Raw genomic sequence first — 14,678 nt, 5'->3', positions numbered from 1 at the left:
ATGCGGAAGCCGCAACTGGTAACCGGTGGTACTTTCTGAATAAGCCGGTTTCGATTGGAGGAATTCGGCAGGACGCTTCACACTAAGCGTCGGCGAATTCATGCCGCCCATCGCGCGGTCGTGCGTCGAGGAACGAACGCTAGCGCGAAGAGTCTGCTCTGCAGCTCCCGGCCTCTGCCCTATCAGCTCACTGGGAGTAGCGATCTTCGGCGCCGCAAAAATTTCCGGTGCCGGGGGTCGCTGGTTGGGGCGAGGAAGGTGGAAATAGGACCGAGCTAATGCGCTGATCGGTAGTCGTAAGTCCGGCGCCATTCGGTAGCGGCGCTGGGACGACCAAAGTGGAAACTGGGCCTCAGCTTGCCCCCCTCGCTTGGGCCCTTTTTTAACCCACGACTCTCATGAGTTCATCAACAGTGCGCCCCAGCACTTCAATGGTGAAGGGTTTCTCGATTGCCGGTACATCGGCAAATTCGGGTGGAATCCCACTGGCGCCGTAGCCGGTTGAGAAGATGAAGGGAAGCTTACGTGCTCGGATGATCTCAGCCACGGGTGAGCTCGATCTGCCGGAGAGATTTACATCTAGCATGGCGAAGTCGAACTCACTACGGTTTGCCAGATGAACCGCCTGCTCGAGGTGACCAGCTTCGGCCGCGACGGTGTGACCTAACTCCTCCAGCATTTCCACAAGCATCATCCTGATCATCGTCTCGTCCTCAACGACGAAGACTGAATAGGCCGGTCGGGTCATCGTGGAATGTCTGCCTTTTTGTCGGGCCAAATTGGGTTCTATAAGCATAACCGGCCGCGCGCTCATCGTACCTTAATTCGGCCGTTAAGCTTGATGTCTGTACTGCAGGCAAAGTCCGGAACGGACTTGGACTTTTAAGGCGAATTGGCCAGGGCACGGCTAGGGCCGCGCCGATCCTTATTTCGGCGAATTTTCCTCGGGACGGAACCCGCATTTTCATTGGTCCGCGTGGTCGCGCACGCCCGCGGGTTGCCCGATGGAGCCGACGCGGACGTCGTTGCAGTAGATGTCTCATTTCTTCCGCACTGCCGCCCTGTCACGCCGGCGCGCCAGCTCGGTCATGTCTTGTCTCGGATTGGACAGCGTTGCCGCAGCTGCAGCGGTTCGGCGGCTGTCCGCTTGCCACTTTACTGCATATCACGCAGCGCAGGCGGTTGGCGAGATCATGAACCCTGGTCGTTCGCACGTGGCGCAGCGCGGGCCAGGCTGACCGCCCTCGGCGTCTTGCAACGTTAGCACTTGATCTCAAGCCACGGATAGCCGGCGTCGATAGCCTGGTCGATCGAGGGTGACGGATCGATCGGTCTCCCGTCGGCGCACATCTTTTCGTTCCAGCTCTAGCGGAGCAGATCGTTAGCCTCGCGCATCGGCGTTCTTTCCAAGGTAGGTCATTGACGCAACAGTTCCCGTATGCGGCCCGCCAGCCCGTCCATGGCAAACGGTTTGGTAAGGATAGCCATCTCCGTGTCCAATGCGCCTGTGTCCATCACTACCTTTTCCGCATAGCCCGTAATGAAGAGGATTTTCAGTGCGGGTCTCGCAGATCGTCCGAAATCCGCGAGCTGTCGTCCGTTCATTCCCCCGGGTAGCCCGACGTCGGTCACAAGGAGGTCGATGCGTGTATCTGACCGCAGAACCTGCAAAGCGCTGGATCCATCGGCCGCCTCGATCGCCGTATATCCAAGCTCGGCGAGAACTTCAGCAACGAGCATGCGCACAGAAGATTCGTCGTCGACGATGAGTACAGTTTCGCCTGCTCCGGCACGCGGGGCCGTTGAGAAATCGGCTGAGCTTACGGTGGCCTCCTCTCGCTCCGAATGTCGCGGCAGGAAAAGGTGGACAGTAGTGCCACGGCCGAGAACTGAGGAAATACGGACTTGGCCGCCCGACTGCTTGGCGAAGCCGTAGATCATGGAAAGGCCAAGCCCAGTTCCTTGGCCGAGCGGTTTGGTCGTGTAGAACGGATCGAAGGCGCGCTCGACGACTTCGTCGCTCATGCCGGTCCCTGTATCGGTCACGCTCAGGCACACGTAGTCGCCAGGTCGCATCTCGAACGAGAAAGCATCTACGCTATCCACGGTCCGGTTGGCCGCTTCGATTTTCAGCTTGCCGCCATCTGGCATTGCGTCGCGAGCATTAATGCAGAGGTTTAGAAGGGCGTTCTCCAACTGGTTCGGATCGACCAGCGTCGTCCAGAGCATCGCTCCGGTGGTCATCGTCATCTCGATTTCCGGGCCCAATGTATTGTTGATGAGGTCCTTCATGCCGGCGATGAGCCGGTTGACATCGGTTGCCTTCGGGTCGAGCGTCTGACGTCTCGAAAAAGCCAATAGTCGATGGGTCAATGCCGCTGCCCGGCTCGCGGCGCCTTGGGCGGTCGATATATAGCGTTCAACGTCCTTGTAACGGCCTTGGGATATCCGGATTTGGAGAAGTTCAAGCGCGCCCGAAATGCCCGTCAGCAAATTATTGAAGTCATGGGCGAGGCCGCCGGTAAGCTGACCAACAGCTTCCATTTTCTGCGCTTGTCTCAGCGCGTCCTCAGCCTTATCCAGGGCTTCCTGTTGGCGGTGTTGCTCTGTGACGTCACGGGCTACGCAGTAGAGCAATCCATCGACGTTCACTGCTGTCCAGGCCAGGTCGCGGAAGTCACCATCCCGGGTCCGGAAGCTGCTTTCGAATTCTGCGTTCTGTTCCGGCAACGCAAGTGAGGCAACAGCATCGCGCATCTTGCGCCTGTCGTTCGGATGCTCCAGCCATTCCGATGTTTTTCCTCTGATCTCGTCGATCTGCCATCCGAGCACTTTTGTCCACGCCGGATTGACGCTGATCCAGGTCCCATCAGACAAGGCGACGCCGAGCATATCTCGGCTGACCCGCCAGATCCGGTCGCGTTCTTGCGTGCGTTCTTCAACGCGCTGTTCGAGGCTCGTGTTCAACTCGCGAAGAGCCTCTTCCGCAGCATGCCGTTCAGTAACGTCCCGCAAAATGGCGGTTACGAACATGCGACCGTCGCTCGTCCATCGAGATGCCGATACGCCGAGGAAGATGCGCGATCCATCCTTGCGCCGTGCAACAATCTCGATCGGGCGCAATGAGCGGCCCTCGGAAAGCACCTTATCAAAAAGTTCGTCCCATTGGTGCGGCTCTTCGAACAAATGCCCGAGGGCGCGACCGACCAGTTCGTTCCGCTCAAAACCTGTTTCGCGCAACGATGAGGAGTTGGCGAACTGAACGAGGCCATTCGCGTCCAACGTGAGAATGGCATCCGACGCGCTTTCGACGACCGCGTCGTAGCGTGCGTTTTGACGCTCGCGGAGCACCCGGTCGCGGTGGGCAGAGCCGGTGACATCTGAAACCTGGAGCAAGCAGTACGAATAGGGTCGCTGGCCGAAGGGACGCACTGACACGTTGTGGATCAGCGGCAAGCCCGCCCTTGTCCGGAGAGGCAGCGGGTCGCGGTTCAGCAAATACGTCAGAAACGCAGAGGAGCCCAGGCTGAGCGCCTCCGAGACGGACATCGCGAGGCGGCCGAGAGGGCGGCCCGGGAAAAGCTCTGTCAGAGTCTTGCCAGCGGCCTGGGCCGAGGAAATCCCGCTCGCCGATGTGAACCAGTAATTCCAGTCGACGACGCGCTGGTCACGATCGAGCACAACGACGCCGGAATCCAAGGCATCGAAAGCTGCGACAAATTCCTCTATTTCAAGCCGGATCGTCAATTGAATGTGCCGTTTTGCCGGTCGCTCGTTCGATAAATTCGTCTAGAAGAAGCGTCAAAGCCGTGAGAGAGGGAAGATCCATGATCATCGCGATGTAACCACTGATGTCACGCTCGCGAATCGCGAAGTTTATGTAGAGAAACATCACGACGTCGCCGGCTTCCGGCGGTGGCGCGAGGTTGAAGAAAGTTGCGGCGCTTCCGCGGAGCACTTCCGGCAACGACATCTTCAAGCTCCGGTGGAGCATGTTGGCAATAGTCGCAAGGCAACTGTTGAGAAGGATGTTGCCCGTTTCAGCCAAAGCCTCCTGCTCCAGTTCTATGATGTCCTCCAGCGGAAGGTCACCGCCGGTGATGGCCCGGACGAGTTCGAGACTTTTGGTCTCGGGAAATATCAGGAGTGCTCGTCCCGTGAAGTCGCCTTCGAAGACCTGATGCACCGCGACCAGGTTCGAGACCTCCCTTTCAGCGAGGATGGCTATGGCCCGAGATCGGGTTTCGAGCGAAACGTTGGGTACTGAGAGATGGACCTGCGAACCGACCATCTCCCGTAGGCTTGAAGCCGCGCGGCTAACGCCGATGTTGACGAGCTCGGTGAGAGCGTCGAGCTGTAGCTCGTTGAGCAGATCCGTTTGCGTAGCGATCATGCTTGCGCCTGCTTGAGCCGCCGCACGGCATCTTCCAGGAAAGCGCCCAATGCTTGCTCGTTCAGCGGCTTGACAAGAAATGCGGCGCCAATCTCGCGGACGCGGCGCACGATCTCTTCCTGGTGGTTAGCAGAAACCACGGCAAGCGGCATCGACGGGCGGAGAGCCAACAATGCGGCCGCAAGCTCGAGTCCGTCCCGCCCGGGCATGTTGAAGTCGAGGAGGGCGACGTCGAACGCAGTGTTCTTGGCCAGCGAAAGGGCTTCGTCAGCATTCGACGCTTCCAGCCGACTCCAATCCGGCTGCAAACTGTTCAAGGCCTTGGCGGCGGACATCCGGGCGAGCTTGCTGTCATCAACGATCAGGAGCGTGTAAGACATAAATTCTCCGATTGTGGCTCCTTAGCTTGGAACCGAATTCTTCAATGGTTTCGCATCTTTGGCGGAGCGGCGAAAGATCAAACTTGACGGTTGGAACGCGCCAATGCAGGGCCGATAAACCGTTCTAGAAAAGGGCCGGCGGCGGGCCCCTGGACCGCACGACCGGAAACCAGAAGAACCTGGATCACCGTCGTATGGGCGCTTGCGCAGCCCTGCCAGTCGATCTGGGCCGTCGGATTGGTCAGCAAGTGCTGCAACAGCGTTTCGCCGTCCTCGGCGGGGCATGAGCCGATCAGCCGGATAACGTTATCATGCAATGCGATAGTCACGCGAACAGCTCCTGCAGATCCAATACGACCAACACGCGTCCGTCTCCCAGCAAGGTGGTTCCGGAGACCGACCTCATACCGCCCAGAAGCCCTTCCATCGGCTTGAGCATGACGTCCAGCCGTTCGCCGAGCCGGTCGACCTCCAATCCACCGATCTGTCCACTTGTGGACACAACCACGATCTTTGCCGTCTGCAGATCGGCTTCATCACGTGTAAGGCCGAGCGCTTCCGCGAGGTTGATCAGGGGGATGGCCCGTTCCCTGAGCACAAACGCTTGGCCCGATCCAATCGGGACGATTGCGCTGCGACTGACAATTGTTGTCTCCACGACGCTGTCGAGTGGAAGCCCAAAAGCCTGACCCGCGGCTTCCACGGTCATCACCCGGGTCATCATCAGGCTGAAAGGCAGAACCAAGCTAACCGTGGTCCCGATGCCGAGCCGGCTGCGGACCGCGGCCGTGCCGCCCAGGCGTCCCACGGCCGCTCTGACCGAATCCATTCCGACCCCGCGGCCGGACAGGTCGGTCACTGTTGCCGCAGTGGAAAAGCACGCCGCGAAGATCAGGTCGACCGCCTCCGCATCCGTCATGGCTGACAGCGCTTCCTCCGAAGCAATTCCCCTCGCGGCGGCGAACGTGCGGATCCGGTCCACGTCGATGCCGGCCCCGTCGTCCTCGATCTCGATGAGGATGTTCTCGGCGTCCTGGCGTCCGCGCAGGATGACCGTGCCCATCGCCGGCTTGCCGGCAGATGTGCGCTCTTCCGACGTCTCGATTCCGTGATCGAGCGCGTTGCGCAGCACATGCAGCAACGGCTCGAACAGGGCGTCGACAATGGTGGCGTCGGCCTCCGTGCCTTCGCCTTCAGTGATCAGCCTGGCGGCCTTGCCGACGTCGCCCGCAATCTCTCGCACCAACCTCGGAAACCGACGAAAGACGGTTCGCAGCGGAAGCACGCGGATGCGAAGAACCGCACGTTGAAGTTCGGCCGTCAATCGGTCGAACCGTGCATGTTGATCGTGCAGGGCCGAGGCGATTGCTTCCGGACCTTCATGATTTTGAAGTTGTTTTGCCACGTGCCCGATCGTGTTTTTCACGACAAGCAACTCGCCAGTGAGTTTCACGAGCGCGTCGATCCGGTCCATATCCACCCGTAACGCACGTGGAGGGACGATCTGAACGGTAGGAATATTGGTCGATTGCTTTGACTTAGTTGCGGTTTCAAGCGTGCGCTCGATCGCAGCAATCAACGGGCCGGATTTTTCTTGCGCAAGCGCGATAGCCAATGCGGCCTCGATCTCACCAGCGAGCGCACTCCTGCCAAGGTACCGCAAGGTGTTGGCGGACGTGCGGCCCGCAGATGAAAGGCGGCCCAAAAGGCCCCCAGACGCGTCCTCACGCAATAGCCCGACTTGGGCTTCGAGGACTGCGGTCGCACGCGCGAGATGATCGGCATCTCGTGCAGGAATTCCGGATGGAATCAATGGGCAGATTTCTGCCCTGTCGCCGAAGCCATGAAGAGCCTTCCGGATTTCCACGATGGGGGCTTTTGTCAGCGCCAGAATTTCGAGGTTGCAGCTGAACGTGTTCATCGCTTCGAGCGAAATCGCCGGATTTGTCAGGACCAAGTCGACGATCAGCAACTCCGGGAGGTCCGCTATGGCCGAGAGCGGATCGCTTCCATGAAAGAAGGCCTCCGGATCCGGTGCGAGACGCACTGCAGTCAGCGTCCCGGAGAACTGGTCACCGGCGGCATTGCGCAACCTGTTCAGCCAATCGCCGCCAGGCGGAGCAGGAGCGGCGGGCATCTCGCTTTCGTCGATATCCATCGACCCGACGAGCCGGGCGATCATCTCGTCCGCGTCGGCCTCCGCAGCGGGAGGCGTCCCGCCATTCGCCTGCATCGCGTCCAGCCATCGCGACGTAAGATCGAGACAAGCCAGGCACTCGTTGAGGACGTTTGGAGCGACGGGCCTTGTCGAGGACCGTAAGAGCGCCAGAATGTCTTCGGCAGCATGCAGTGTTCTTGCCATGGCAGCGAATTCGACGATGCCGGCGGCACCCTTGAGCGTATGGAAAGCCCGGAATGCACCGTCCAGACTTTCTCTGTCACCGGGTTTCTCTTCGAGCGCCATCAAATCGTCGATCGCTTGGTTGATGAGCTCCCTCGATTCTAGGAGAAACTGCTCTACAAACTCGTTCATTGCGGAGCTCCGCAGAACACGGCTGCATATTCCGCCAGAACTTCCTGCTTGATTGGCTTTACGAGATAGTAGTTCGCGCCGGCGCGTCGCGCCGCCGCGATGTCCTGTATTCCGGCTTCCGTGCTGATCACCAGGACCGGTACGCCTGACACGGGAAGCGCCTTCGAGCGCAACTCGAGCAGAAACGTGATTCCGTCCATTTGCGGCATGTTGACGTCAACGATCGCGAGATCGAAGGGCTGCAACAACACCTTCTCCAGACCCTCTAGGCCATTGAGAGCTTCCTCCACGATGAAGCCACGCACTTCCAGGGCCGAGCGATAATATGTCCTGACGAGCGCGGCATCGTCGATGATGAGAATCCTTTTTTTGGAAGAGCCGTTCACGGGAGCAATTCCTCCGGCCTTCGATAAACGATCGCGCCTGAGTATCGGCAGACCTCGAACAGGGGCGAGATTCGACTCATCGACTCGGTATGCCCCAGACAGATGAAGCCGCCTGGGAGCAGGTTATCGTACAGGTTTTCCGCAGCGATGCGGCGTGATTCGTCGTCGAAGTAGATCAGTACGTTGCGGCAGAAAATCACATCGAACCTGCCCTGCGGCTTGGTTTCCCTGGTCTCAATCAGATTAACGCGGGAAAAGCGGACCGACTGGCGTAGGTCGTCTAGAATTTGCCATCGCTCGGCGTCCAGCCCATGAAAGTAACGGCCGATCAGTTCGGGCGACATTCTCATGAGCGCCCGTTTGCCGAAGATGCCTTCTCCCGCCGCTTGGAGAGCGCGGGTGTCGATGTCCGATCCCACGATCTCGATGTCGTAGGCGTCGACGTCCTTCCAGTTCTCCAGCAACCAGATTGCAATTGAATACGGTTCTTCTCCGGTCGAGCAGGGGACCGACCAGATCCGGATGGTGTCGCCGAGCCGCTTTGCTGCCACACGTTCCTTCAACAGATCCGCGCTGAGGCACGCAAGTTGGTGGTCTTCACGATAAAAGTAAGTCTCGTTGACGGTGAACGCGTTGATGAGATGCTCGACCTCGTCGCAAAGCTCGCTGCGGAGATAGGCGAAATAGGCCGCAAATGATTGGCTCGATGTTGCGTCTATTCGATCCAGAATTCGGCGTTCGACATAATATCGCTTCGTCTGCGTGAAAACCATGCCGGTCCGCCGATACAGAAATTCAGCGAGCTTCCGGTATTCGTCCTCGGTTATGTGAGGAGGTGCAGCAGACATTTGTCAGCGTGATCCGATGCGATCGCGCGCGACATTGATTGCAAATTGCAGAAACGGGTCGTCTGGAAAGCGGTCGGAACATCGTGCCAACACCGGCAGGCTCGTTGCATCGCCAGTCTCGGCCAAAACTTCGATAGCCGCCGCGCATACATTGGAGTTGAGCTCACGCTCGATCATATCTCCGAGCAGCCGGCTTGCGTCCTCAGTTGAAAGGCCGCGTGCAATCTCGCATGCGAGCAAGCGAACATCCGCGTCGGCATCACTCAATAGGCCAGGAAGATGCGTAGCCGCTGCAGCTGGCATGGCGCGGAGCGCATCAAGAACCGCGGTTCGCTGAGCCGCATCGTCGGAACGCAAGTAGGGCAGGGTAACCGCGGCGCTTTCCGGCGAGCCGATCCTGGCAAGGGCCGTCAGGATAGCCTCGCGGACTCGGGGTGCGCTCTCCTTTGACAGCGCTTCACTGAGCAATGGAAGCGCGTTTGGAAGCGCCGGAGCGTTTCGCGCCGCGGTCCATCGGTCCTCCAATGACCCGCCGAGAAGCATTTCGGAAACTCGCCGGTTGTCCAGTATGGGCTCTGTTGGGGATGACGGCTTCCGTACCAACGGCATCAGCTCACCAATTTCTTCAACTGCGCTGCAATCTTGTTGAGTGGCATAATGAAGTCGGCGCCTTTCGCCTTGACCAGTTCTCCGGGCATGCCCCAGACGACGGCCGTTTCCTCCGCTTCCGCGATGGTCTTGCCGCCGCCCGCATGGATCAGCGCCATTGCCTCTGCCCCGTCATTTCCCATGCCCGTCATGAGTACTCCGATCAACTGGCTCGCGGCCATATGGTTCAGTGCGCTCCGGACCAACCGGTCCGTGCTGGGGTGCCACGGATAGTCAGCCTGTGCGGGGGCGGCCATGGCGAGAAGGGCCGAGCCCCGCCTTGAGACGATGACGTCGGCGTCGCCGCGGCCGATGTAGACGTGCCCGGGCTGGATCGCGATCGGATCGCGCACTTCCTGAACGCGAAGTGCGCTCATTCCGTCCAGGCGGCGCGCCAATGGCCCAGTGAAGGTGGCCGGCATATGTTGGGCAACCAGGATTGGCCACGGAAAGGACGGGGGAAGGCCCGAGAGCAGGGCCTCCAATGCCGGGGGGCCTCCGGTCGACGTTCCGACCAGCACCAGACCTTCGCCTTTGCGGATTGGCTTAGCTTTTCTGCCTGGTGACGACGCGGGGGGGCGGGCGCCTTCGCCGATCCGGAAGCGGACCCTGTCGCGGAGCCTCAAGCTGGATTTCAGGCGGGCCCCCGCGGCAGCCCGGACTTTCTCGATCAGCATGCGGCCGACATCGTCAAACCGGAGAGAAACCGCGCCGGTGGGCTTCGCCACGAAGTCGACCGCGCCGAGCCGCAACGCCTCGAGCGTGGCGTCAGCCCCTGCCTCCGTCATCGACGACACCATGACGACCGGGCAGGGCGTTTCGACCATGATCCTGTCGAGGCAGGCGAGGCCGTCCATCACTGGCATGTGAACGTCTAGCGTCACCACGTCGGGCCGAAAGCTCGCAATCGCGGCAAGCGCCTCACGCCCGTTTCGGGCGAAGCCGACCTCGAAATCGGCCTCTCTCGAAAACGCCTGGCCGATCAATTTCCGGACGAGCGCGGAATCGTCGACGACAAGGACTTTGATCACGGCTTCGTCTGCCGGCTCTCTTTGCTGAGGGCTTCCTTGTTGAAGGAATCCAGTAGGCCTCGTTCGGTCCGGGTCAATAACTCGGCAGGGTCGAGCAGCAGGACGATCCGGCCTGACGCCTCGAGATTGATGACCGACTGCACGACGCCAAGTGCATCCCCGGTCAGATCGGGGGAGGGCTTGATCGATTCAGGCGCGCAACGCAGGACCTCCTGGACGCTGTCGACGATCAGTCCGGCGCGATGTTGCTTGGTCCGAACCACAATCAGCCGCCGGTTCTCTCCCGCAATGGTTGCGGTCATGTCAAAGCGGCGTCGTTGATCGACAACTGGAAGGACTTCACCCCGAAGATTGACAACGCCTTCAAGGAACTTTGGCGTTTTCGGAAGACGGGTCATGCGATCCGGCACTCTTGCGACTTCCTCTACTGCTTCGATCGGTAACGCGAACTCACCGCCGTCGAGCCGGAAGACCAGAAACTGTAACTCGTCGGCCTTCGCCTCGCTGTGACTGTCCTCGGCCTTCGCTTTCATGGTTGCATCGCCCTGCATAAGCTTTTGCATGACGTCCTCGCGAAATAAGCGCTCCGGCGCCAGAATCGAAACGAGTCTGCCTTGCGCTGCACGATAGATTTCCTTGATTTCCGCTTCCCCGCCGGCCCGGGCAGCGAGAACGGGAGGCGCCGGTTCGACCCGGCTCGGATCGACCGAAAGAACTGCGTGGCTGCGATCGGCGACAAATCCGACCACAACGTCGCCGATGGCGACGATCAGCACCTTCTCTCGCGAAAGGACAGCCGATGGCAGCCCTAGAAGCCGCCGCAACGATAGCAATGGTAACAACCCGTCCCGGTAGGGCATGACGCCACGCACCGCCTCGTCGCTCCCGGGAACGGATGTAAAGGTCTCGGGCGCAGTAACGATCTCCCGCACCGCTTCGAGCGGAAGCGCATACTCCTGGCCGGCGACCTCGAACGTGACCAGACGCTGCCGGATGGTCTCGACCGCGGCATTGCGCACGGTTGCCGCTAGAACCGCCGTCGCCTGCGATTGCCGTTTTGGTGCGCTCTGGGCGAAGCCGCGGCGCAGCAATTCGGCGACGTCCAAAATCTTGGTGACGTGAGCGCCGCTGTCGAAAACCCCCGTCAGATGTTCGCCGGCTTCGGACGCCACCTCGGCCTCCGCCGTCTTGACCTGTCCAGGCATAACTTGAACCAGCTTCGCGATCTCGTCCACCGCCAACGCGACGGGCGATGCGCCAGCAAGGACGATCAGGCGGGTGGTCTGTGTCGAGGTGGTTTCCTCCCGTCCCAGAAGCGCCCGGACGCTCGCCACGGGGAGCACCGCGCCGCGATGGTTGGCGAGACCCATGAGGCTCCGGGGTGCCTGCGGGATCCGCGCGAGAGGCAGCATCCGGGTCACTTCCGACACCAGCGCGGCGGGTAGGGCGTAGAAACGACCCTCGCTCTTGAACGTAAGAAAACGTTCGTCGGTCAACTCTCTGGTTTCGACGATGTCAGCCATTCTGCTTCGTCATTGCCTCAGACAAGGATGCAATTTCTTCGATCGCGGCGGCAAGGTCGTCCGCACCCTGAGCCTGCTCGGCGGATGCCGTCGCGGCCTGCCGCGAGGCTGTGCTTGCTTCCTCCGCGGCGGACGCGATCTGTCGGGCTGCGGCCGCGGTCTCTCCCGCCGCGGTCAAGATTGCGCTGGCGCCTTGCTGGATGAGCTTGTTGGCATTTCCCAATGCTGCGAACTCGCCGGTGGCATCTTCGAGCGCCTTGATGACCGACCTATTGTTCTGAACTTCGACTTCTCCGGCGGCGATGATCTGTTCGAGATCGCGCCGAAGCAGCGCGATATGATCAAGAATGCCGCGTACTGTATCCTTGATGCGTTCGACGCTTTCCGACGCCTCGCGGGCGAGGGAGCGGATATCGTTCGACACAAGGGCAAAGCCACGACCAGCTTCGCCGGCGCGCGCTGCTTCCACGGATCCACTCACAGCAAGCATGTTGGTCTGGATATTGACCAAGGCGATCGCATCGACGATCTTCTCGATCTTGCGGCCGATCGCTTCGAGGGAGATGATTGTTTCGAGGCTCGCACGGGTCTTGTCGAGGGCCTTGGCTACACCTTCGATCAGGCCTTCGACAGCCTTGCGGCCATCCGCGAGCGACTTGACCATGGTCGCGATACGGTCGGTAGCCAGTCGCCCCTTCTCCTGCGCGACGCGCGCGCTCTTCTCGATTTGGGCCAGCGCAGCCGAAGTCTGCTGGGCTGCCGCAGCCTGCTGTTGCGATCCGCGATTTATTTGTTCGACCGCGGTCGAGATCTGACTAGCTGCGCTGGAAAGCTCCTGAATCGTCGCCGAAAGCTGCTCCGCCATGCTGGCGATCTGCTCGGCCGCAGAAGTGCCGGCGCTCCCGGCGCGAAGACTTTCCGAGATGGACGCCAGGGATTGGGCGGCCGCCTGACCCTGATCCAGCGATTGAGCCTGTTGACGGATGGCCGACTGGGCCTCGTTTGCAGCGGAGGCCTGCTCCTCGGCCGCTCCAGCAACGAGTTCGGCACCTTTTTGTGCCTCCTGGATGGCCCGTTCGGCTTCGATGGCTGCCGTGAGGGTCTCCTCGCTGCCGTCGGCGAGCTCAATCATCCCGGCCCTCAGCCTGCCCAAAATTTCGACGACAGACTGCCCCGTCTTGGCATGCTCGACGGCCATATCCGCCGCCGCTTTGACCGTTCCGGCCGTCTCGCGAACGTTCGACTGGATGTCCTCCGCCAGTCCCTGCACTTCAATGGCGCTCTTGTCCGAAACCTCGGCGAGGGCTCTGACCTCTTCGGCGACGACGGCAAAACCGCGCCCGTGATCGCCGGCACGTGCGGCTTCGATGGCAGCGTTGAGAGCAAGCAGGTTCGTTTGATCTGAAATTCGGCTCACCGCGCCGGTGATTTCGCTCACATCCTTCGCCCGACGTTCAAGTTCGCGGATAATCGCGCTCGAGGAGACCTGCCGTTCGGAATTTCGCTCGATGGATTGAATGGACGCGCCGATCTGCGCAGCGGTTTCGGCGAGCAGAACCTGGGCGGTTTCCGTCCTGCGCCGGGAATTGTCGGCTTCTCCGCGGGCCGTTGTCAGGTTGGCTGTAACCTGCCTGATTGCCGCCAACTGCTCCTGGGAAGCGCCCGCTGCCTCGTCAGCACCCGCCGCAATCTGCTCCATGGAGCGCCGAAGTTCTTCCGCGGCCGCCGAGGCTTCCGAAAGGCCGCTGGATAGTTCTTCCGTGGCGGCGGCCACCCTCTCGGACACCTTGTCCTTGCCTAAGGCTTTCCCGGCCCTGGTCCTCCGGGGTGCCGGGGGCTGCGCGGCCACCGCGGCGCGCTGACCTTCGGCCGGGCGCCGGGCCTTTGTTGCCGAACCTACTATTTTAGACGTCTTTACAAGGGCCATATGGAATCTCGATTGAACGGGCGCCGGGCTCACGAGACGGACCATACGCCATATTTGCGCAGATTGGGTATTGCTCCGACGCGCCGCGTGGGCTGTAGGGATGGCGGGTGAATGCCCCATCGGCAGTGGTGGGATATGGACTAGTCGGCTGAGTGCGCCCGAGCGGCGACCGCCCTAGGCTTGCGGGACACGGACGCAAGAAGAGCTGCGCGCGCACCGATCCACGGCGGCAAGTTCGGCCTCACAACTTGCCTGTTGGTCTGCCAGGCAGGCTAAGCCTCACTCAATGGGAGCGCCGGACTTCGGTCGAAAGCCCGGCAATCGCAACGAACCCGATTGGTAAACCCTGGCCGTGCTATGCTGCAAGGTCGTGTTCGGCCTCGACATTAACCAGGGTCTTAGCGAGCTTGGTGAGGGCCGAATCCGTGGCTTGCTCCTCGTCTAGCGTCGCCTGCAGAAGCTTGGCAGCATCCGGCATCCCGAGCTCTTCTGCCCAGGTCCGCAACGTACCATAACGCGACATCTCGTAATGCTCGACGGCCTGGGCCGCCGCCAGCAAACCGGCGTCGAGTGCGGGCATTCCCTTGAAGTCTTTCATGATCTCGGCACCTTCTTCGGTGATGCCGTTGATGGCGGCGCAGGTCTTTCCGCGTGCCGGCTTGCCAATGATCTTGAAGATCCGATTGAGCCGTTTGATCTGGCCCTCTGTTTCTCGCAGATGCTTGGTGAAGGCCTTCTGCAGGTCCTTCGACTGTGCCGCCTTCGCCATCTTCGGGAGCGTTTTGACGATCTTGTTCTCGGCGAAATAGATGTCCTTCAGCGTTTCGTGAAAAAGGTCGCTCAGCAGCATTGGCTTTTTGGCCATGGGGTTACCTTGTAGTGAGAAGGGAGAGGCGTGGCGCCTGCGTTATCAGTCATGATGCTCATCTGACGTTGCAATGAGATGAGTTAGCGTGCCACGACAATGGGCAGCTATGTCAATGGTTCCTCTGCGAACCTCCTGTCACCG

General features: G+C 60.5%; 13 protein-coding genes. All 13 read right to left on the bottom strand.

Annotated features, from left to right (window positions below):
- Window positions 1–382: 382 nt before the first annotated feature.
- Window positions 383–748 (bottom strand): response regulator, encoded by a 366-nt coding sequence (locus K359_RS0137375; protein WP_029083826.1) that lies wholly within the window; start codon window positions 746–748, stop codon window positions 383–385.
- A 668-nt stretch (window positions 749–1,416) separates the two neighbouring features.
- Entirely contained in the window at window positions 1,417–3,747 is a 2,331-nt protein-coding gene (locus K359_RS54195) for a PAS domain S-box protein (protein ID WP_051346624.1), read from the bottom strand.
- Window positions 3,731–4,390 carry a chemotaxis protein CheC gene (locus K359_RS0137360; RefSeq protein ID WP_029083825.1) on the bottom strand — a complete coding sequence of 220 codons (660 nt, stop codon included), beginning with the start codon at window positions 4,388–4,390 and terminating at the stop codon, window positions 3,731–3,733. The genes K359_RS54195 and K359_RS0137360 overlap by 17 nt, the downstream gene beginning before the upstream one ends.
- Complete coding sequence (locus tag K359_RS0137355; protein WP_029083824.1) at window positions 4,390–4,773, bottom strand: response regulator transcription factor; 384 nt, start codon at window positions 4,771–4,773, stop codon at window positions 4,390–4,392. Before K359_RS0137355 ends, K359_RS0137360 begins: the two co-directional genes overlap by 1 nt.
- Before the next feature lie 77 nt (window positions 4,774–4,850).
- The gene (locus K359_RS0137350) at window positions 4,851–5,102 is read right to left on the bottom strand and encodes a hypothetical protein (protein WP_029083823.1); all 252 of its coding nucleotides are present in this window, start codon (window positions 5,100–5,102) and stop codon (window positions 4,851–4,853) included.
- Window positions 5,099–7,306, bottom strand: coding sequence for a chemotaxis protein CheA (locus K359_RS0137345; protein ID WP_051346623.1), 2,208 nt, complete (start codon window positions 7,304–7,306; stop codon window positions 5,099–5,101). Before K359_RS0137345 ends, K359_RS0137350 begins: the two co-directional genes overlap by 4 nt.
- A complete protein-coding gene (locus K359_RS0137340) occupies window positions 7,303–7,692 on the bottom strand; it encodes a response regulator (protein WP_156928859.1) in 390 nt (129 codons plus the stop codon). The genes K359_RS0137345 and K359_RS0137340 overlap by 4 nt, the downstream gene beginning before the upstream one ends.
- Window positions 7,689–8,540: a protein-glutamate O-methyltransferase CheR gene (locus K359_RS0137335; RefSeq protein WP_198031232.1), complete on the bottom strand. Its 852-nt coding sequence runs from the start codon at window positions 8,538–8,540 to the stop codon at window positions 7,689–7,691. The genes K359_RS0137340 and K359_RS0137335 overlap by 4 nt, the downstream gene beginning before the upstream one ends.
- A 3-nt stretch (window positions 8,541–8,543) precedes the next feature.
- Window positions 8,544–9,083 carry a HEAT repeat domain-containing protein gene (locus K359_RS0137330; protein ID WP_371261234.1) on the bottom strand — a complete coding sequence of 180 codons (540 nt, stop codon included), beginning with the start codon at window positions 9,081–9,083 and terminating at the stop codon, window positions 8,544–8,546.
- A gap of 65 nt (window positions 9,084–9,148) precedes the next feature.
- Window positions 9,149–10,219 (bottom strand): chemotaxis-specific protein-glutamate methyltransferase CheB, encoded by a 1,071-nt coding sequence (gene cheB, locus K359_RS0137325; RefSeq protein ID WP_029083818.1) that lies wholly within the window; start codon window positions 10,217–10,219, stop codon window positions 9,149–9,151.
- Window positions 10,216–11,742, bottom strand: coding sequence for a chemotaxis protein CheW (locus tag K359_RS54190; protein ID WP_051346622.1), 1,527 nt, complete (start codon window positions 11,740–11,742; stop codon window positions 10,216–10,218). Before K359_RS54190 ends, cheB begins: the two co-directional genes overlap by 4 nt.
- Window positions 11,735–13,516 (bottom strand): methyl-accepting chemotaxis protein, encoded by a 1,782-nt coding sequence (locus tag K359_RS0137315; RefSeq protein WP_245284833.1) that lies wholly within the window; start codon window positions 13,514–13,516, stop codon window positions 11,735–11,737. Before K359_RS0137315 ends, K359_RS54190 begins: the two co-directional genes overlap by 8 nt.
- 508 nt (window positions 13,517–14,024) lie before the next feature.
- A complete protein-coding gene (locus K359_RS54185) occupies window positions 14,025–14,534 on the bottom strand; it encodes a ferritin-like domain-containing protein (RefSeq protein WP_035977790.1) in 510 nt (169 codons plus the stop codon).
- Window positions 14,535–14,678 lie beyond the last annotated feature (144 nt).

This window comes from Bradyrhizobium sp. th-b2, assembly GCF_000426785.1.
Classification (GTDB): domain Bacteria; phylum Pseudomonadota; class Alphaproteobacteria; order Rhizobiales; family Xanthobacteraceae; genus Bradyrhizobium; species Bradyrhizobium septentrionale.
Note: the sequence above shows the minus strand (reverse complement) of the source record. Positions and strands in the feature narration are given on the sequence as shown.

Coding starts and splice junctions, on each gene's coding strand:
- K359_RS0137330 (WP_371261234.1), bottom strand. CDS start 9,083: ATGCTTCTCGGCGGGTCATTGGAGGACCGATGGACCGCGGCGCGAAAC.
- K359_RS0137345 (WP_051346623.1), bottom strand. CDS start 7,306: ATGAACGAGTTTGTAGAGCAGTTTCTCCTAGAATCGAGGGAGCTCATC.
- K359_RS0137355 (WP_029083824.1), bottom strand. CDS start 4,773: ATGTCTTACACGCTCCTGATCGTTGATGACAGCAAGCTCGCCCGGATG.
- K359_RS54185 (WP_035977790.1), bottom strand. CDS start 14,534: ATGGCCAAAAAGCCAATGCTGCTGAGCGACCTTTTTCACGAAACGCTG.
- K359_RS0137335 (WP_198031232.1), bottom strand. CDS start 8,540: ATGTCTGCTGCACCTCCTCACATAACCGAGGACGAATACCGGAAGCTC.
- K359_RS54190 (WP_051346622.1), bottom strand. CDS start 11,742: ATGGCTGACATCGTCGAAACCAGAGAGTTGACCGACGAACGTTTTCTT.
- K359_RS0137375 (WP_029083826.1), bottom strand. CDS start 748: ATGACCCGACCGGCCTATTCAGTCTTCGTCGTTGAGGACGAGACGATG.